This window comes from Nodularia harveyana UHCC-0300 (assembly GCF_034931085.1).
GTDB lineage: Bacteria > Cyanobacteriota > Cyanobacteriia > Cyanobacteriales > Nostocaceae > Nodularia > Nodularia harveyana.
The window spans coordinates 98,948-117,676 of sequence record NZ_JAYGHG010000007.1 but is presented as its reverse complement, the minus strand read 5'-3'; the positions used below and the strand labels follow the sequence as shown (position 1 = coordinate 117,676).

At 42.8% G+C, this 18,729-nt stretch carries 13 protein-coding genes and 1 tRNA gene; 8 read left to right on the top strand and 6 right to left on the bottom strand.

Translation table 11 applies throughout. The annotated features are described in order from the left end of the window. Positions 1–252: 252 nt before the first annotated feature. The 3 genes from VB620_RS06990 to VB620_RS06980 are packed head-to-tail and all read left to right on the top strand — an operon-like array spanning position 253 to position 2,941. Positions 253–1,095 carry an FAD-binding domain-containing protein gene (locus tag VB620_RS06990; protein WP_323195417.1) on the top strand — a complete coding sequence of 281 codons (843 nt, stop codon included), beginning with the start codon at positions 253–255 and terminating at the stop codon, positions 1,093–1,095. Continuing rightward, positions 1,092–1,508: an adenine nucleotide alpha hydrolase family protein gene (locus tag VB620_RS06985; protein ID WP_323195416.1), complete on the top strand. Its 417-nt coding sequence runs from the start codon at positions 1,092–1,094 to the stop codon at positions 1,506–1,508. Before VB620_RS06990 ends, VB620_RS06985 begins: the two co-directional genes overlap by 4 nt. Positions 1,509–1,546: 38 nt before the next feature. After that, positions 1,547–2,941, top strand: a complete 1,395-nt coding sequence (locus VB620_RS06980) for a TldD/PmbA family protein (RefSeq protein ID WP_323195415.1) — start codon at positions 1,547–1,549, stop codon at positions 2,939–2,941. Between the two features lie 18 nt (positions 2,942–2,959). Here VB620_RS06980 and VB620_RS06975 read toward each other — a convergent pair whose 3' ends face one another. Then, positions 2,960–4,363, bottom strand: a complete 1,404-nt coding sequence (locus VB620_RS06975) for a hypothetical protein (protein WP_323195414.1) — start codon at positions 4,361–4,363, stop codon at positions 2,960–2,962. A gap of 502 nt (positions 4,364–4,865) precedes the next feature. On the opposite strand from VB620_RS06975, the gene VB620_RS06970 reads away from it, so the two are divergent. Both VB620_RS06970 and VB620_RS06965 read left to right on the top strand, forming a co-directional pair. Beyond that, positions 4,866–5,555: an esterase/lipase family protein gene (locus VB620_RS06970; protein ID WP_323195469.1), complete on the top strand. Its 690-nt coding sequence runs from the start codon at positions 4,866–4,868 to the stop codon at positions 5,553–5,555. Between the two features lie 157 nt (positions 5,556–5,712). After that, complete coding sequence (locus VB620_RS06965; RefSeq protein WP_323195413.1) at positions 5,713–6,321, top strand: cytochrome b N-terminal domain-containing protein; 609 nt, start codon at positions 5,713–5,715, stop codon at positions 6,319–6,321. Here VB620_RS06965 and VB620_RS06960 read toward each other — a convergent pair. Further along, entirely contained in the window at positions 6,311–8,230 is a 1,920-nt protein-coding gene (locus VB620_RS06960) for a cation:proton antiporter (protein WP_323195412.1), read from the bottom strand. The two genes, VB620_RS06965 and VB620_RS06960, sit on opposite strands and share 11 nt — an antisense overlap. A gap of 527 nt (positions 8,231–8,757) precedes the next feature. On the opposite strand from VB620_RS06960, the gene VB620_RS06955 reads away from it, so the two are divergent. Continuing rightward, a tRNA-Glu gene (locus tag VB620_RS06955) sits at positions 8,758–8,830 on the top strand. 85 nt (positions 8,831–8,915) lie between these two features. On the opposite strand, the gene VB620_RS06950 is transcribed toward VB620_RS06955, so the two are convergent. The 3 genes from VB620_RS06950 to VB620_RS06940 form a co-directional block, all read right to left on the bottom strand. After that, entirely contained in the window at positions 8,916–9,503 is a 588-nt protein-coding gene (locus VB620_RS06950; RefSeq protein ID WP_323195411.1) for an SRPBCC family protein, read from the bottom strand. After that, entirely contained in the window at positions 9,496–11,529 is a 2,034-nt protein-coding gene (locus VB620_RS06945; protein ID WP_323195410.1) for a GAF domain-containing sensor histidine kinase, read from the bottom strand. The genes VB620_RS06950 and VB620_RS06945 overlap by 8 nt, the downstream gene beginning before the upstream one ends. Positions 11,530–12,267: 738 nt before the next feature. Beyond that, entirely contained in the window at positions 12,268–12,603 is a 336-nt protein-coding gene (locus VB620_RS06940; protein WP_323195409.1) for a ribbon-helix-helix domain-containing protein, read from the bottom strand. A gap of 586 nt (positions 12,604–13,189) precedes the next feature. On the opposite strand from VB620_RS06940, the gene VB620_RS06935 reads away from it, so the two are divergent. Both VB620_RS06935 and VB620_RS06930 read left to right on the top strand, forming a co-directional pair. Next, the gene (locus VB620_RS06935) at positions 13,190–13,549 is read left to right on the top strand and encodes a hypothetical protein (RefSeq protein ID WP_323195408.1); all 360 of its coding nucleotides are present in this window, start codon (positions 13,190–13,192) and stop codon (positions 13,547–13,549) included. A gap of 486 nt (positions 13,550–14,035) precedes the next feature. Beyond that, positions 14,036–16,072, top strand: coding sequence for a serine/threonine-protein kinase (locus tag VB620_RS06930; RefSeq protein WP_323195468.1), 2,037 nt, complete (start codon positions 14,036–14,038; stop codon positions 16,070–16,072). Here the strand turns inward: VB620_RS06930 and VB620_RS06925 are convergent. Beyond that, entirely contained in the window at positions 16,035–18,671 is a 2,637-nt protein-coding gene (locus VB620_RS06925) for a chloride channel protein (protein WP_323195467.1), read from the bottom strand. The two genes, VB620_RS06930 and VB620_RS06925, sit on opposite strands and share 38 nt — an antisense overlap. Between the last annotated feature and the right edge of the window lie 58 nt (positions 18,672–18,729).

Here is an 18,729-nt window from a genome sequence, read left to right as displayed (position 1 = left end):
TTACCTGGATTAGGCTACCATGAATTTTTTATCACGCAGAGGCGCAGAGAGGAGAGTTAAATATATTCAAATTCAGCAATTTTTTTCTTTATCTCATGTCACACTATTTATATATTTTGCTAGTTACAGGCTGCTTATTCTTGGCTGAAATTCCAGTTAATTTCTAAGTTTTATTGTGTACACTATATCCATCCTGAAAAAGTTTAGGTTACCAAATTACGAATTACGAATTACGAATTACGAATTAAAAATATGCGACGTGATTTTACTAACCGCGATGAGTTAATAGCCTACCTGCGGGAACAATTCCCTGATGCGCTAGAACGGGATGATCATATTAGTGAAACTGTGGGAGGACGTAAAGCGGCTGAGAAATTACTCAAAGAAGTTGATCCAGTCGCTTACGAGAAAACACGTAACTCTTTAACTGGGGCTGTAACCAGACTTTCCCCCTATATTCGTCATGGGGTTTTAAGCTTGCGGGAAGTTCGGGATGATGTGCTGGAAAAAGTACAAGACCCGAATGATGCTAGTAAATTGATTAATGAATTGGGATGGCGTGACTATTGGCAGAGATTATATCTTAAGTTAGGCGATCGCATCTGGGAAGATCAAGAAGAGTATAAAACTGGGTACACCCCAACAGATTACGCTGATAAACTACCAGCAAATATCACCGCAGGGACTACAGGAATGGTTTGTATTGATAGCTTTAGCCAGGAATTGCGTCAAACTGGCTATTTACACAACCATATCCGGATGTGGTTAGCCGCTTACATTGTCCATTGGCGGCGGATTCGTTGGCAAGCTGGAGCTAAATGGTTTTTAGAACACCTACTAGATGGCGACCCTGCAAGTAATAATATGTCATGGCAGTGGGTCGCCAGCACTTTTAGCCATAAACCTTATTTTTTCAATCGTGAAAACTTAGAACGCTATACCAAAAGTGTTTATTGTCGCCAATGTCCCCTGTATGGCCATTGTGACTTTGAAGATAGCTATGAAAAATTAGAACAACGACTATTTCCCCAAGGTGAATTTACCAAAAAACCTAATAGTCAAAGTTGGCAAAGAGGCAAAAAAGGTAAACAATGAATAAACCAATAGTTTGGGTACATGGAGACTCCCTCAGTCCGGAAAACCCCGCCTTACAAGAATACCCCGCAGCCCCAGCTATCTGGGTATGGGATGAGGAATTAATTGCAGAATCGCAACTCAGCCTCAAACGGATCACATTTATTTATGAATGCTTATTAGAATTACCCATAACTATTCGTCGTGGTAAAGTAGCCCCAGAAATCTTAAAATTTGCCCAAGAAAACCATGCTGATTTAATAGTAACAACCACCAGTCCCAGTCCCAGATTTAATCATATTAGCGACCAAATCGAAAAAACCTTACCCCTAGAACTGTGGGAAACCGACCCATTCTTAGAATACGACGGACACATAGACCTGAAAAGATTCTCCCGCTATTGGAAAGTCGCCCAAAAACACGTTTTTGATTAACTCTCCCTCTCCGCGCCCCTTTGCGTTTAAATCTTAAAATGCTAACCACCCTCGCTGACAGCCAAAACATCCTTTCCGACCTCATCACCCGCTACTCATCCCGTGTAGATTACCTAGTCATCCGCCTCGAAGAATCAGAAGGAACAGATATTTCACTACGTGGAAACCAAGTAGAAACACTGAGTGAAGGCATTTCCATTGGTGGACACATTCGCGCTTGTTATCAAGGTGGGTGGGGATTCAGCAGCTTTAACCAACTAGCGACCATTAGAGAACGCATTGAAGAGGCGATCGCCGCAGCCAGAATGGTAGGTGATGAAAAAACCATCCTCGCCCCCATAGACCCAGTACAAGCAATATGCAGACTACCCCTCATCGGCACTGACCCGCGCAACATTCCAGTGAGGCAAAAAAAAGAACTGTGCGATCGCTATACTGACCTATTAAAAAGCACTGACCATCGCATTACCACCACCTCAGTCCGCTACAGTGACAGCGCCCAAAAAGTAATTATTGCTACCTCCGAAGGAACCTTCATCGAACAATCTTGGGTAGATATGGAAATGGGCTTCGCCGCCACCGCCAGAAACGGTGAAACCGTCCAAACAGGGAGAGAAACTACAGGTTCTCGCAAAGCCTACGAAGATTTAACGGTTTTGGACGAACAAGTCACAAGTGCCGCCAAAAGAGCTATTACCGCCTTAACTTTACCACCAGTCAAAGGTAATACCTACACAGTAGTCATTGACCCCATCCTCACAGGTTTATTTGTTCACGAAGCCTTTGGACACATTTCCGAAGCTGACATGGCTTACGAAAACCCAGACCTATTAGAAGTCATGAGCATTGGGAGGCGGTTCGGCACAGAAGAACTACAAATTTTTGATGGTGCAGCCCCAGAAGGTCACAGAGGTAGCTATTTATATGACGATGAAGGAACACCCAGTACTACTACGCAACTAATTCAAGATGGTATTTTAGTCGGACGTTTACATTCCCGTGAAACCGCAGGGAAATTAGACGAAGCACCCACTGGTAATGCTCGTTGTCTGAACTATCAATTTAACCCCATTGTCAGAATGACAAATACCTGGATTCAACCCGGTAAAACACCAGTTGCCGACTTATTCTCTGGGATAAAATCAGGAGTATACGCCCGGAACTGGCTAGGTGGCATGACTAACGGCGAAATGTTTACCTTTAGTGCTGGGGAAGCCTGGATGATTAGAAACGGTGAAATAGCCGAACCTATAAGGGATGTCACCCTAGCGGGAAATGTCTTCCAAACCCTAGCCGATATTGAAGCCATTGGCGATGATTTTTATTGGGATGAGTCTGGCGGTTGCTGTAAAGGTGGACAGAACGGCTTACCCGTTGGTTGTGGTGGTCCCAGTCTCAGGATTCGGGATGTAGTAGTTGGGGGAGAAAGCTGAAATACTCCCCAATTTCCATTACTCTGAGCGAGAATCTCCTCTTTCCTCTCGGACTTGGCGTAACTGTTGGATCAGTTTTTGACCAGATTCTAGAGTAGAAGACAGTGAATTGTTATTGACTTTCGGTGTACTCGATGAATCGGGAATAACCACCGATCCCGGCGCTGGCTGCTCATTGTTAATTTGCAGTTCTGGTAATGGTTTGAGACTAGCAGCCGGTGTCTGCTTTTGATTACCTTCAGCAGCATTGCCGTTATTTTGAAAACGCAGACTAAAGGGATAACTACTGATTTTCTGATTTCCTTGAAGAGTCCTGTTACTAAAATATTCTCTTGTCTTTGACTGCAAATCAGGAGAAACTGATTCCCCTTGGAATTTAATATCTAAAACCCTGCCTTGAGGATCTACCACTAAGAAACCCAAAACAGTACCTTCAACATTGGGCTGATTAGCAATAATCGTTTCCCTGATAACTGGTTTTTCTTGGGAATTTGGGTATGCTTGCTTAATGTTTTGTCTCAGGTTTTCATAAGAGGTTAATTGAGCTATGACTCCCTGTGTCCGATTGACTTTCTCAACGGGCAAATCAGGCGTTTTGGGTGCATTTCCTGGCTGCCATTTGGGAATAGGTTGACTTCCCAGCACTAGCTTATCTTGAGCTTGTGGGGTTGGTTGCAGCCGAGCAATTAGCTCTTGGTTAGCATTAGTTGTAGCCCCACTATTAGCAGTTTGGGGAGTGGTATTTCTGGTGGTAGTCGCGGCGGTTCTGGGCAAATCCGGAGGTAGTTGAGAAGGATTTACCTTTGGTAGTCCTTCTACGGGAATTGCTTGGTTTGCTATTTTAACTTCGTTGTAATTAAAACTGGGACCGGATGAGGTAAATTTTTGATTAACCGCATTGAAACCAGAGCTATCAAATGCAAATTCTTCTCTGGAGGGTACTGACTCCGAGGCAGAAGGAGCGCCCGGCATAGGCCTAGCTGCTATGTTCGGTACTGGTAGAGGTCTGCCGGAGGGTAAGGAAACATTGCGGTTAGGAACAATCCTATAGTTAGATGTGATGTTTGGTGGCAGTACAGTCTGTCTATAAACAGGAGGCGGTAAGGGGGGTAATAAACTCCTCTGGGCATCCAGTTTGGGTGATAAAAGTGATGGTTGTTGCGGTAATTCCGGTTGGAAGGCCAGTTGGGATGGTAATGTGCTGGGAATATCTGGTAAACGATTTTGGTCAGATTGACTTAATTCCAAGATACCCACTGTTTTGGGAGATACTGATACCTGAGATGATGGCTCAGAATCTACGGGCATCAATGGCACAATCATGGCAATAGCACCATGAATGCCAAGAGAGGCTATGGCTGCGATTCCAGTGGGCTGGCTGAGGATATCTGGGATATTTTTTAGCAGGGAGACGTAAGACATAGCTGTTATCGTTCACTCGGCTCGGTTGCGGTTGACTAGCAAAGTAATTTTATCTTAATTACAAGGGATGCATCCTGTGGAGAATCATAACAACCTATTCTGGGAATGAAAATGGCAGCATAGGTTGTTTCCTGTTGTTAATTTTTCGATGAGAAAATATTTGTCTGGTTTACTAGGTACGGGAAAATAATCAGTTTTGAATTGTCATTTTTATGAGGAGTTGCACAGTATGGCTGGGAATCTAGGGTATCTGGATCTGCCATAGGCATCAGATGAACTATATTTGTTGCAGTTGCTGGTTTTATTACCCCAATATTTTGGCGTGTTTTCTGTCTTTTTACCAAAGAGCAACCTGACTTTTAAAACACAGTGTAGTTTAGCCTAATTCTACCACATCAACCCCATTTAACTCTGTAGCCAAACTGCCTATTTACCTGGATTTTACCGGGATAAAAATGGTAAGAAAAGCAAATTGACTGTTGCTAACCCATATTCCCTAAAAATGCCATTACCCACAATTATTGTGCCTGGATATTTAGAAAGTGCGATCGCCTACCGCCCATTAGAACAATCCTTACTGCACTTAGGCATACCCACTATGACAGTACCACTGCGGCGGCTTGACTGGTTACCTACCATTGGCAGGACTGTCACCCCCATTGTGGAGCAACTCGATCGCACAGTTAAAGAAATGTTGTACAAACATAATACTCCTCAAGTCAATTTAATTGCTCACTCCGCCGGTGGTTGGATTTCCCGCATATATCTAGGAGATCAGCCTTATCCAGTACCTGGTGAGATGAAATCCTGCTGCTGGAAAGCTCACCCTTTAGTTAGGAGTTTGATTACCCTGGGTACACCCCATATTAGCCAAGAACGTTGGACACGGCGAAATTTAAATTTTGTCAATCACCACTACCCCGGTGCTTTCTACCAAAGTGTGCGTTACATTTGTGTCGCCGGTAAAACTATCTTTGGTACGAGAAAACCCGGCGGTTGGTTAGCTTACAACAGTTATCAACAAACCTGTGGTCAAGGTAATACCTGGGGAGACGGAATCACCCCCATTGCGGCGGCTCATCTGGAAGGTGCAGAAAATCTGATTATTCCCGGTATCAAGCATTCTCCCAGAAGCCCAGGAATTTGGTATGGCTCCCCAGAAGTTTTAAAATCTTGGGTGCATTATTTGTAGTGGAGTGTGGGAGGTTTGGGGGGTGTGGGGAGTGTGGGAGGTGTGGGGTGAGTTTAGGAAAATTTACCTTTCCTTGAGAAAAGTTACATAAATTTATTTTTCTTAGTTAAGATCGTATTAAAAATACACATTTAGCTAAGAACAGCAAGGGGACAGAATGGAAAGTACCCAGTTCGATAGAATTTCCCGGCGAGTGGCGACGATTTTAGCAGTGGCAATTCTGAGCCTGTGCTTGATTTACATCACTACAGGCATTTTGATTTCTTTTTACTACGAACCCACCGCCGGCGGAGCGTATGAATCTTTGAAAACAATTAATACACAAGTCCCTTACGGGTGGTTGTTCCGCAGAGCGCATGATTTAGCTGGGAATGCCCTCATCGTAGTGGCGCTGGTGCAAATTGTTGTGATGTTTTTAGGGCGGCAATTTCGCAAAAGTTGGCTGACTGCTTGGATTAGTGGAATTTTCTTAACTTTAAGCGCCATTGGTCTAGACTGGACTGCCATGCTTTTAGATTGGACTCAAAAAGGCTACTGGCGTTTTAGCATTGAGCTAGGAACCATTGAAGCCATTCCTGTGATTGGTGGGCAATTACGAGACATCCTTACAGGTGGTGGAGCCATTAGCACAGTCACTGTCACGCACCTTTACACTATCCACAGTTATATTCTCACCGTTGCTGCTCTGATTTTGGCTGTGGTACATTTATCAGCTTTAATTTGGCAAGAACAGCAAATGTATAAATTAAATGGATTCAATTCTTAGGCGCGTCACCGGTAAAAAGTTGAGATAATTTCTCTAAGGGTAGTTCTTCCACCTCTGGTAAAGTTTCTAGAGACAAGCGAGTTGATTGGCTACCACCGGATAAACGCTTTAACAAATTAGGTCTGGGGTCATGCAACAAGTATATGATGCGATCGCCTACTAACCACTCTTGACTAGCTGGCATCACCTGTAAACGGTCTTCTCGTTCTACCAACAACGGAATCAAATCCCCCGTCTTAATCTTGTCTTGGATGCGGTCTTGTTGCTTACTAAACTCCACATCATTGAGTGTAGTTGTCCCCAGCTTCACCCTGCCATCATTGAGGTACTCATTCCAAGTCTTAATGGCTAACTCTGTCGTAAAAGCTTGGTTAACCTTCTGATTATTACTGGAATTAGCTTGGGGGTTACGGGGAAACACTGCCAACACACGGGGCGGACTAAATTCTTCCGCCGCCCTTTGAGCCAAGACAAAATTCACCTCACCATTATTAGTCATCGCCAAGAAAGTTCCCATAGAAGCCAATCCAGCCTCTTCTAAAACCGAAACATCCAGCGCACTACTAGAAATCACCCGAATATCTTCAGCTGCGGCTTTGGCACAACGTTCCGGGTCAGTGTCAATCATCACTACTGTTTCTCCCCGTTCTTTAAAGAAACGAGCAATCAACAAACTCAAGGGATTGCAACCCACAATCACCGCTCCTGTGGCATCCTTGGAAGTGATCCGCAGCCATTTAGCAATGGTTCCAGCCGTTAACCCTTGACAAACCACCGTCATGATAATTGTCAAGAATACTAGCGCTTTAATAGCATCACCACCATTAATCCCGCGCTGTGTCAACGAAATGGCAAACAAAGAAGCCACAGAAGCCGAGACAATACCTCTAGGGGCTACCCAACTTAAAAATAGTTTCTGTCGCCAATTCAGGTTACTGTTCCAAGTACAGCAGAGAATATTAATGGGGCGAACCACGAACATCAGGACTAAAACAGTAAATACACTACCCCAACCCAAGGCAAACACACTAGCAATGGAAAGGTCTGCCGCTAGGAGAATGAATAGCACCGAGACGCTGAGAATTGTCAGCTGACCTTTAAAACTTCGTAATAGCCGCTCTTCTGGTACTGAGGAGTTAGCGAATACTGCACCTGCGATTACCGTGGTCATCACTCCCGATTCACTGCGAATCGTCTGCGCCAGAGCAAATAAACCCCAAAGAATCGCCAGGACTACCAGATTTTTGACTTCTGAGGAGAGAAAATTGGCACGCTTAAAAATCAAGCTCATCAAGTAACCACCTACGCCACCAATGATCGCACCAATTCCCAGACGCATCACTAAACCGATAATGGCATTGATGGGGTCAGCATCGCCGTTGATAATGGTGTCCAGAACCACGAAGGCCAGAATAGCTCCTACGGGGTCGATTAAAACTCCTTCCCCTTCCAATATCGTTGCTACTTGACGATCTACGTTGATTTGTTTGAGCAGGGGACTAATCACAGTTGGCCCTGTGACTACAATGATTGAGCCGTAGAGAAAAGCGATATTCCAAGGAAATTCGCCCAGCCAGTGGGCGGCCATACTCCCACCAATTAAGGTGATCAGTGTTCCCAGGGTGACCAGTAATTGGAGACTAACGGAAACTCTGCCCAATTCCTGTACATCCAGGTTGAGTCCGCCTTCAAATAAAATGATTGCCGTTGCTAGGGCAACAATCACTTCTAGCCCCGCGCCCAGGACATGAGGATGCAACACCCCCAGCCCATCGGAGCCAAGGAGAATGCCTAGTAACAATAACAAGACAATACTGGGTAAGCGAAAGTATGCAGCTAACACCTGGGCGGTAATGCCTGCAACAACAACGCTGACTATCTGTAGGGTTATTTCAAAAGATGCTTCCATGTTGTAGATTTTGAGCTATATATTTCAAAATCTTTTGTAAAGAATAGTAAATATCACCTCTACAGAGTACAGCATCACATCCTCTGTCCCCAGGTAAATCCAGAGTTTTTTCATACTTGGTCGTTTATGTTACTTAATTTGGCAATTATGGGGGCAAAAATCGAATGGTGCTAGGGCGGATATTAACAATCTGTAGTTACAAGTGAAAAATTGTCGTTATGACAAGGGGGGAAGAGGCAGGGGGGCAGGGTGCAGGGTGCAGGGGGGAAATGTTTTCCCAATACCCAAGACCCAAGTTGCACTGAGCGTAGCCGAAGTGTCCCCAATACCCAGTTATAGTATCAAACACTAGAAACAATTCCACAGCAACATTAGTGTCTACTGATGTTGTTAGGTTATGTCCTTGATGCACAAATTCCACTATAGGCTATGTGTTGCGGCCCATTCTAGCCTTGAAAAAGTTTTTTGGGAGAACCTGTTGACATCCCCTGTTAAATCAGTTATTTTATATAAAGTCTGAGTCTTACGCCCCCATCGTCTAGAGGCCTAGGACACCTCCCTTTCACGGAGGCGACGGGGATTCGAATTCCCCTGGGGGTATTTCCAGAATATCATATGAGACTTTCTCATGCCTAAAATAGGCTTTTCTAAGGTAATTTTGTAACCGGAAAAGCCTATTTAATTTTTAACCTAACTGCTCTAAACGCTGGTGAATAGCTAAAAGATTTGTCCGCAGATCATTACTGAGACGACGTTCAATGATACTGATGGGCATGGTTAGTTTCGGCCAAACTTGAATGGTGTAACACACAGTAGTACCTTGTTTCTTACCCTGAGAATAAGGCTGGAAAGACCAGCTACCAGAAAAGCCTTTGAAATCTCCCTCTACCATGCAGAAATTAATTTCTTGAGGGAAGTATTCTTCTAAGTCCAAAACTACACGGGCAGAAAAGTTAAACTTGAGTAGGCGTTGAGAGCCTATTTGTTCTAATCTAATGCCACCGTGAGGATGATCCAGCAAAGAACTTTTAGCTAGGTTGGGAATGAAGTCAGATAAGGCTTCATAGTCTGTGAGGAGTTTCCATATCGGTTCCACGGGGTGAGGGATTTGGATTTTAGCGCTAATTTTCCTCTGCCTTTCGGCTATTTTCTCCACGTTCACTACTACATCTGGTAAACCAACTGCATCAATGGCTAAGTTGTTTTCTAGCTGTGTGTGATCGCTAGTGGTGCTGGAATCAAGATTTTCGGTGAGGTTGTGTTGTTCAGTCACTGTCAGTATATGCTTTGCTGTTATGGGAAAATTGGGGGAGAGTTAAGGTAAAACAAACTTCGCTGACGGGAGAGTCTGAAATTGGTTGACTCTCAACGGCGATCGCCCCATTTAAGTGCTGTACTAAAGATTTGACAAGGGCTAATCCTAGTCCAGTACCAGGGTGCCAACGTCCTTTACCACGACGGAATTTGTCGAAAATATAGGTGGCTTCTTCTTCGGAAATGGCACGCCCTGTATTGATCACTTTAATAATAACTTGATCGATTTGTGATTCAACTTGGTGAAATGCTTCTAAGTGAATTAACGTATCTCGCTCAGAATAGTTATAGGCGTTATTTAATAATTCTTGGAGAATCCGGTCAAAACTCTCTAGTTCTGTTTGTAGTGTTAAAGGCTCTTTAGGTAAATCTACGGTAATGCTTAAACCTTTATTTCCTAGCCTTTGAGAAAAGGCTGCACCGATTTCCTCAATTTTACTGTTTAAATCGATGGTCTGAAACTGGATGGGTTCTGGGTCAGATTCTAGTGTTTGCAAGGTGAGCAAGTCATTAATTAAGTTGATTTCCTTAGTACATTCCTGCTCTAAGATGTCTAAATACTTAGATTGACGCTCCGGTGCTATTCCTGGCAGACGTAAATTTTTAATTGACATCAGCATATTTGTCAGGGGGTAGCGCAGGCGATCGCTCATGTTGCTCAAAAACTCATCTTTGAGTTCATTGATTTCACGGAGTTGTCCCACATATTGCCGCGTTTTATCATGCAATTTGGCTTGAAGTTCCAGACTGCTTTGTAATTTCGCTGTCCGTTCATCGACTACAGTCTGTACGTGCCTTAATGTCTGTGATTGAATGATGGCATTGCTGAGTTGAGCGCAGACCATTTCCAGAAGATTTAATTCTGCTGGTTGCCAATTGCGTGGTAATACTTGTTGTAATACTAGGAATCCTAACACCTTACCTTGATTCTCTAATGAGATTAACAGCACTGTTGGCAAAGCTTTTATTTTAAATAATGGGGCGACTGTAGCAGCTGTTTCTATCCCAATAGATTCACTGATGATCACTGGGTTGCCCAGATTTTGAAACACCCGTTGACACAAGCTACACTCTGCCACAGAAAATGTCTGATTTAAACTTTCCCCTTTCCTCTTCTGAAGATTTTGGCTTCCCCGGTTCCATTCTCCAGCCACGGTAGCTTTAGCGTTGGGAATTTGTTTTTTAGGTTGATGTTTAAATAGTGGATCTGTATATTTCAATAATATTAACAAACCCCGATCTACCTGTAGTGATTCGGCTGTAGCGGCGATCGCTAACTGGAGCATTTGATTTAACTCCAAATTACTCCGACTCAGTAGAGTTAACTGCTTGATTAAGCCTTGATGATAGTTATTTTTTTCTAGATACTGATCTTGACTAGCAATTAACTGTGATTGTGTTACTTGATCAAAAGCGATCGCGCAGGACAATGATATATTTTTTAACAATTCTTTTTCTGACTCTTGCCAATCGTAACCCTGCAATTTGAGCAAAAAAATCACGCCGTTATTTTTGCCCCTGAACTGCGTAGGGATAGCCAAAACTGCCTGAATCGGTAATGGTAAATATTCACACCCAACTAACAAACTATTTTGAATAGTCGAAATATCCTCCATTGTCAATGCTTCAGCAGCAGATTGTACTACTGGCAAGTCCATAATTAACTGTTCCATAGGTAACATCTCACTAAGATGTGTCCTTCTGAGATACTCCTCAGAACACCAATTAGCAGCAGTCGCATTACCTGTAGCTTCCTTATTTACTGTGACTAAGCAGCAACAATCAACATTAAAGCTAACCCCTAACAATTTGGCAATCTCTTGTAGCATCAAAGCTGTCACCGAAGTGTTAGCAATGATGTGGTTGATTCTTTGTACCAGATGGTTGACTAGTTGTTCCGAATGCTGCATCAGCTTAAATGGGTATGATTGTAGCCGATCTATTTCATCCGGGTATCTTGATGGCAATGATAGATAATTATTCATTTATGGCACACTTTCGGATACTTAAACCATTTTTCGTCTACTCAATTTCTTGAACTATCCTTCACTTTTTATGACATAGTGACACATCAGAAAGTGGCACATCTTTGATGAAGAATTTTTATACCCTGTTATAGTTCCCTCTATTTCAGATGCCCAGGTTACTGGTACATTTACCTGATGTTCATAACAGGATAAAAATATTGAGAATCTAGTGAAATGATGCACCCAGATATAATTTAGCTTCTTCAGAAAATTTTATTAACTAATTATAGAGCTAGGATATCTGATCTCTAACTATACATAAACCGTATTTTCTCTCGATTTAAGAGAATAAACCTAGGACTATAACTGTATTAATACTGGAATTACGACTAACCTTAAAGATTTTTCACTAAAGTTTTTTGAGAGACTAGTAACTTTACTATTGGTGTGACAAAGACTCATATCTGATAATTACTGGGTATAGAACCCATCTGAGTGAAAAACTAGTTCCCAACACGTCCATTCATGCAATCATCCTTCGTGCTGCACTGACCAGGATAAAAGAAACATAACTTTAAGCAGATATGAGATAGATACTTGATTCGAGTTGAATAGAATTTTAATCTAATGTCATATAAATATAAATTAGCATATATATTTATTCCCCTAAAATCTACCCATAGCTAGATGGAAACTCAATTATCAATACAGCCCACTTCCACTCGTGAAATGGGCTGTACTCATCGGTATAAAAAATTAAGAAGCTAAACTGGCGACACTCAGAGGAACCATATCGCCATTCCTCGTTAGCCCTAGCAACATAGGTTGTTGGGGTGGAATCAATTGACCTGTGAGTACACAACGTTCTTCTTGCTGCGCTGTCGCTGTAATACTAGCCCGAATATCGGCTTGGGAAAACCGGGGTTTCCACTCACCTGACTTTTGTTGTACATAGCTCCAGAGTATATCTCTGATTAAAGCTTGATATCCTTGATTTCCAGCCATTTCTTTGAGTTTATCTTTCAGTTCCCGTTCCAAGCGGATGCTGGTAACTTCCATTTCGGTGGTGGGAGTGCGAGCGATTGTATGCATAACTTTTGCTCCTGAAAAGCATGGAGAGTATGGTAATACAAGTGTAGTATGTTTAAACAAATGTTCAAATAGGTAAAATTGGCTGTCAATTACTTAACTAATATCTGCTGATAAAGCATGGAGCAGAGAAGAAAGAATTAACCGCAGATGGACGCAGATAAGTTTGTAACTAATTAAATTAAGAAACGCTGTATATAGCTGGGGAGTAGGAAGTGGGGAGTGGGGTAAAAGCCTTTCGGTGTCTAAGTTTTATGATCAGTTTATGTCCTAAAGTTTTTGGCGGTTGCTATATCTGAAATTGGATTATACCTCCAGGTAGATACAAGTGTAAGCAGTTTAGAAGTAGAACTATAGAAGCTGAAATTGGCTGAAGAATATCTGTGTCTAATAGGATGATTAATTAAGTATTGACATTTTAATTATTGAAGGCGGGAAGCCACTAATTTTGTTAAATATTTGATACCTGATTCCATTTATGAAAAAGCACAGATTAATATTTTTATACCGATTTTTAGCGACTCCAGGGATTGATTAATCTGAGAATATTCCTTGGATGTGTTATTGCAGTTTTTATTGGGAATAAAAGATGAAGATTGTTAATTTTGTTTTCTCTATTTTACGCCCAGCGCGGTTTGTAATTGTGGCTTCTGCTTGTATGCTGCTATTTTTATCCAGTGTATTACCTGCTTTTGCTATCAGTAGCTATCAAAGTGATCGACGGGAAGGGACTACACGGCTGCTGGAAACTCAACGCAAAACTGACGAAGTGGCTACATCTACACCCTTGACTCGGAAAGAAGTTCAAAAAAATTCCAAGAAAGGACTCAATGAAGTTCAGGGAGATGCTGATATTGATAAGATGAAGAATCCAGAAAATTCACAGAGTTCAACTTCAGTAGAAGATAATGTGCAGAATTTATTAGAAAAAGTGACTGGTAAACAGTAACCTTTACCCGTAATTAGGAATACGATAATATACAAAGCTCCGGTTGCTGATAATCGGGGTTTTCAGATTTTTATATATAATTGAATACATTTTTAGATATCTATTGATTGAGGAAAGTTTAATTATTATTGATCTTTACAGGATATTTTCTGTATTGAGATTGACTGTTTTTTCCAAGTTTGATGGTATGTTTGTTTTGTGCAGTTTCGCTGATATTTTGATTAATTTAAGAGTGCTTTAAGCATTTAATCCAATTGTTATATAATATGGTATAGTCAAGAAAAAAAATCAGGAAGTTTGTGGCTCTTGTATTGTTCATATAAATATGAAAATGGGTGAGCATTTACCAACATTTACTATATCAGTAATTCCCCAATCCCCGACAGTAGTGTTTTCTACTATGATGACACGAGAGCCAATGTGAGTTGAGGGAGATTTCGGGGGCTAACTTAAGATAATTTATTGTGCAGTCGCGCCTGTCAGATGATGATCTGCTGCTTAAATCCCGATTGCTCAAATCCCCTAAATCCAGAAAACACGAAGTTATGCCGAACTTGTAGCACCCCGTTAGTGCCACTTTTGCGAAATCGCTTCCGCGTGATTCGGGTACTTTCCGATGAGGGGGGATTTGGCAGAACTTATTTATCCGAAGATACAGATAAACTGAATGAAAGTTGTGTAGTTAAACAATTAGCGCCAAAGTTTCAAGGAACTTGGTCACAAAAGAAGGCTGTAGAGTTGTTTGCTGAGGAAGCCAAGCGTCTACAGGAATTGGGAGAACATCCACAAATACCAACTCTGTTAGCTTATTTCGAGCAAGATAATTGTTTGTATTTGGTACAACAGTTTGTAAATGGACAGAATTTGTTAACGGAGTTGCAACGGCGAAAAGTTTATAGAACTGAGGAAATCCACGGAATTTTGGGGCATTTATTGCCTGTTATCAAGTTTATTCATGATCGTGGTGTGATTCACCGTGATATTAAACCAGAAAATATTATCCGCCGACATGGTGACGGACGATTAAGCCTGATCGATTTTGGTTCATCGAAGCAATTAACGGCGAGAGTCCAGAAAAAAATGGGTACGTCTATTGGTTCTCATGGTTATTCGCCTTTGGAACAAATCAGAGATGGTAAGGCTTACCCTGCTAGTGATTTGTTTGGTTTGGGGGCGACTTGCTTTCATTTACTGACTGGAGTTTCTCCGTTTCAGTTGTGGATGGAATATGGCTATGGTTGGGTGACTGATTGGCGAAAATATTTGCGGAGTCCATTGAGTAAGGAGTTGGATTATGTTCTCGATAGACTGTTGAGTAAAGATTTGCAGCAGCGTTACCAATCAGCAGATGAGGTGATTAGCGATTTGACTCCAAAACAATTACTAGCGCTACCCGCATCTGGTAAGTCTTGGGGTAAAGAAACAGTAACTCAGGTTTCATTTTTACCGGTTAAATATAGTTTACTGAAAGGTCTGGTGTTGGTATGTGCGTTAGTTCTATTATTTGGGATTGAAGATTCTTGGTATCAGCAGTATCTCCGTGTTCAAACTGTTTTATGGTCTCGGTTGAGTCAACATGATAGTAATTCGGTGGAGTTGGCTGCTGAGGCTGATGTGAGTTTACAGAATATTACTTTGGATCAGGCTCTGGAAGGTCATGAATATTTGGTGTTATCTGTGGCTATTAGTGGTGATGGTCAGATTTTTGCTAGTAGTGGCGATCGCCTGATCAAGGTCTGGAATCTGGCTACAGGAAAGGAAATTGCGACTCTCAACAGCCATTCTCAACGGGTAAATGTCGTAGCTATCAGCCCTGATGGACGGACTCTGGTGAGTGGTAGTGATGATAAAACTATCAAAATCTGGGATTTGGAGACTAATCAGTTAGTTCGTACTCTCCGGGGACATTTGGATTCTATTCAAGCTTTAGCTATTAGTCCGGATGGGATGACTCTAGCTAGTGGTAGCGATGATCAAACTATTAGACTTTGGGATCTTTCCCAGGGAAGATTAATTAGTACGCTGACTGGTCATACATCTTGGGTGCGATCGCTGGCTATTAGCCCGGACGGGATGACTCTGGCTAGTGGTAGTTTTGATAAAACCATTAAACTGTGGGATTTGCAGAAAGCAACTTTGCTCGGTACTTTGGGGGAAGATGCGGAAACGGTGACAGATGTGGCTTTTAGTCCAGATGGGATGACTCTGGCTAGTGCTAGCCGCGATCGCACGATTAAATTGTGGAATTTAGCGACAAAAGAGAAAATTCAGACGTTCCCAGAAAATCCGGCGACGGTGACAGCTATTGCTTTTAGTCCAGATGGAAGAACTCTGGCTAGTGGTGGGCGCGATCGCATGATTAAACTTTGGGATGTGGTCACAGGTGAGGAAATACTGACTCTGGTGGGACACGCTGATACTGTGACTTCACTGGCGATTAGCCCTGATGGTCAGACCTTAGTTAGTGGTGGTGAGGATAACAGAATTATGATTTGGCGGGTGTCTGACCAATCGCGCCCCTGACTAAAATTACTGTACAATCCACACCGGAGGCGATCGCTTCGGGGATATTACCTTGTACTGCTTGCTGTAATAATCCTTCACGAGAAGCCCCGACCACCACCACATCATAACTTTCGGTTTTCACGAGGTTAATTACTCCTTCAGCCACGGAATCAGCTTGGACAGGAATAGCTACTACATTGCTGGATAATTTGCGGCGACGCATCAATATGCGGACGGCTTTTGCTAAAACTGTGATTTCTGGTTTTAACTGCGATGGTTTGAAGACCTGGGTTAGCCGAATATATGGATCATTCCCCAATGTCACTAAGGCGGGTAATAATTTAATTGCTACCGCCGCATTCGGTCCCCCAGCCATTGTCACTAGCCAGCGATTGAAGTGGGTAGTTTTACCCAGTTTGATTAGCATCACATCGCAGGTGGCTTGGCGAATGATCGTGTCTACAACATTGCCGAAAATCTTACCTGGGGTAGAGGTTTCACCTTTCCAGCCCATTAAAATCAGGTTGATGTGTCTTTCTTGGATGGTTTCTAAGATCGCCTGGGCGGGATCGTGGGCGACTCGAATTTGGGTGTGTAAGGGGATGCGCCACTTTTTCGCTAAAACTTCGGCTTGTCTGAGTAAACGGCGACTTTTGGCGGTTCTGACTGCTGTTTCTGATGGGGAACTGTGACGAGATACTAAGATGATTTGCACACACTCTATTTCATAGTGGCGATCGCGGGCAATAGCGGCGGCCATTTGTAAGAGAATGGCGGCGGTTTCGGGATTCGCTACTGGTACTAATAATCGACCTCTGCCAATGTTGGGCGATCGCGTTTGATAAACTACATAAGAAGGTTCCGGCTGTGATTCTGGGGTCAAGTTGCCATAATTGAGATGTTCAGCCTGGGCGCGGATAATATCTGCACGGGTAATAATCCCAATTAATTTTCGCCCTTCCACTACTGGTAAACGGCTGATTTGATATCTATCGAGTAAATACAAGACATGACTCAGGTGATGCTTGGGTTTCACCGTCATGGGAGAGTGGATCATAATTTCCCTCAGTAAGACATCCTGGGGTGACTGTCTATCACGGAGAATGTAGGAATCACTATCCCTTTGGGTGACAAAATCCGATTGGGTGATAATTCCGACTAATTTGCCATTCTCTACTACAGGAAAGCCGCGATGATGGGAACGAGAAAATACTTGCATTGCTTCTTCCAATGTCATCTCTGCATCCAGAGTTTCTACTTGTTCCTGCATGACATCGTGGGCTGTTAACTTGGTTAATATGCCTTCGGGAGAAACAGCTTTGGTAATTGTGATCCCTTTTAGCTGTAAGAGTTTGTCATATAAGGAACCAGGTATGACTTTTTCCGAAACCAAGTAAGCGGCTACAGAGACAATCATTAACGGTAGTACGAGATTGAAATCTGTAGTCATTTCAAACACAATCACAATGGCTGTAATTGGGACTTTAGAAACGGCGCTAAAAAAACCTCCCATCCCGGCTAGGGCGTAGGTAGTAGGGGAATCTACTTGCAAGAAATAAGAGGCGGATACACCCACTAAGTGTCCTAAACAGGAACCTAAAATTAGACTAGGCGCAAATAAACCCCCAGGCGCACCGGAACCAAAGGCGATCAGGGTGAGGAGAAATTGCGAGACAAAGGCGATCGCCGCAAATGATATATTAGGTTCACTAATAATCATATACTCTCGTAAACCCGCATAATTACGGAAAGATTCCGGCAGCATTGCCACTAATAAACCGGAAACACATCCAGCTAAGGCCATTTTTAGAGGTAAGCTGAGGTGGAAAGATTGATAAATTTTGCTACTAGCGATCAAACCACGATTAAATAATGCCCCCAGACACCCGGCTAAAATCCCCAATAGTAAAAAAAAGGGAATTTCTGCTAAGGTAAATTTACTGGAGTGTTCCATTAATTCCAGGTTGAGTTGCAAACTACCGCCACCCAACAGACGGGAGACTACACCACCAATAAAGGAAGCAATAATGGCGGTTCCTAAAGTCAGCCCGGATAAATCTTGCAGTAATTCTTCAATAATAAATAGTACACCAGTGAGCGGGGCATTAAAGGCAGCCGCTAAACCCGCACCCGCACCAGCTGCAATCATCTGGCGGCGATGATCTGGGGAAGTGGGAACCCATCGACTCATTCCTGCTGCTAAACCCGCCCCGACATGAACGGTTGGCCCTTGTCTCCCCAACGCCATTCCGGAACCCAGGGTGATGATCGCACTGATTAACTTGACAATTGCGACTCGCCATGATAAGGCAATCGGCACATTAGCGAGAGTAGCTTTAACTTGGGGAATACCGCTACCTGAAGCTTCTGGCGCAAATCGATTCACTAACCAACCGGCGATGAAGCCAAAGCCCAGACCAATGGCAGGTAAGATTAATATGACTGGGAAGTTTTCGCTAGTTTGGACTCGCCATGTACCTAACGATGATGATCCGACTTTCAGGAATACCGCAGAGAGAGCGGCTACTAGACCAATAATACAAGCTTCGGCGATCGCTAAACCTTTTCTCGGTTGTAACCAGGGGCGAAAGCGCTGAGTTAACTCAGAAAGCGCCATCATAATTAAAAATCAATTATATAAAAACCAGCTCTCACTATTGATATTAAATTTTGAT

Bases quoted from the DNA above. Each gene is read 5' to 3' on its own strand.
- VB620_RS06990 (WP_323195417.1), top strand. From the start codon at position 253: ATGCGACGTGATTTTACTAACCGCGATGAGTTAATAGCCTACCTGCGG.
- VB620_RS06985 (WP_323195416.1), top strand. From the start codon at position 1,092: ATGAATAAACCAATAGTTTGGGTACATGGAGACTCCCTCAGTCCGGAA.
- VB620_RS06980 (WP_323195415.1), top strand. From the start codon at position 1,547: ATGCTAACCACCCTCGCTGACAGCCAAAACATCCTTTCCGACCTCATC.
- VB620_RS06975 (WP_323195414.1), bottom strand. From the start codon at position 4,363: ATGTCTTACGTCTCCCTGCTAAAAAATATCCCAGATATCCTCAGCCAG.
- VB620_RS06970 (WP_323195469.1), top strand. From the start codon at position 4,866: ATGCCATTACCCACAATTATTGTGCCTGGATATTTAGAAAGTGCGATC.
- VB620_RS06965 (WP_323195413.1), top strand. From the start codon at position 5,713: ATGGAAAGTACCCAGTTCGATAGAATTTCCCGGCGAGTGGCGACGATT.
- VB620_RS06960 (WP_323195412.1), bottom strand. From the start codon at position 8,230: ATGGAAGCATCTTTTGAAATAACCCTACAGATAGTCAGCGTTGTTGTT.
- VB620_RS06945 (WP_323195410.1), bottom strand. From the start codon at position 11,529: ATGAATAATTATCTATCATTGCCATCAAGATACCCGGATGAAATAGAT.
- VB620_RS06940 (WP_323195409.1), bottom strand. From the start codon at position 12,603: ATGCATACAATCGCTCGCACTCCCACCACCGAAATGGAAGTTACCAGC.
- VB620_RS06935 (WP_323195408.1), top strand. From the start codon at position 13,190: ATGAAGATTGTTAATTTTGTTTTCTCTATTTTACGCCCAGCGCGGTTT.
- VB620_RS06930 (WP_323195468.1), top strand. From the start codon at position 14,036: ATGATCTGCTGCTTAAATCCCGATTGCTCAAATCCCCTAAATCCAGAA.
- VB620_RS06925 (WP_323195467.1), bottom strand. From the start codon at position 18,671: ATGGCGCTTTCTGAGTTAACTCAGCGCTTTCGCCCCTGGTTACAACCG.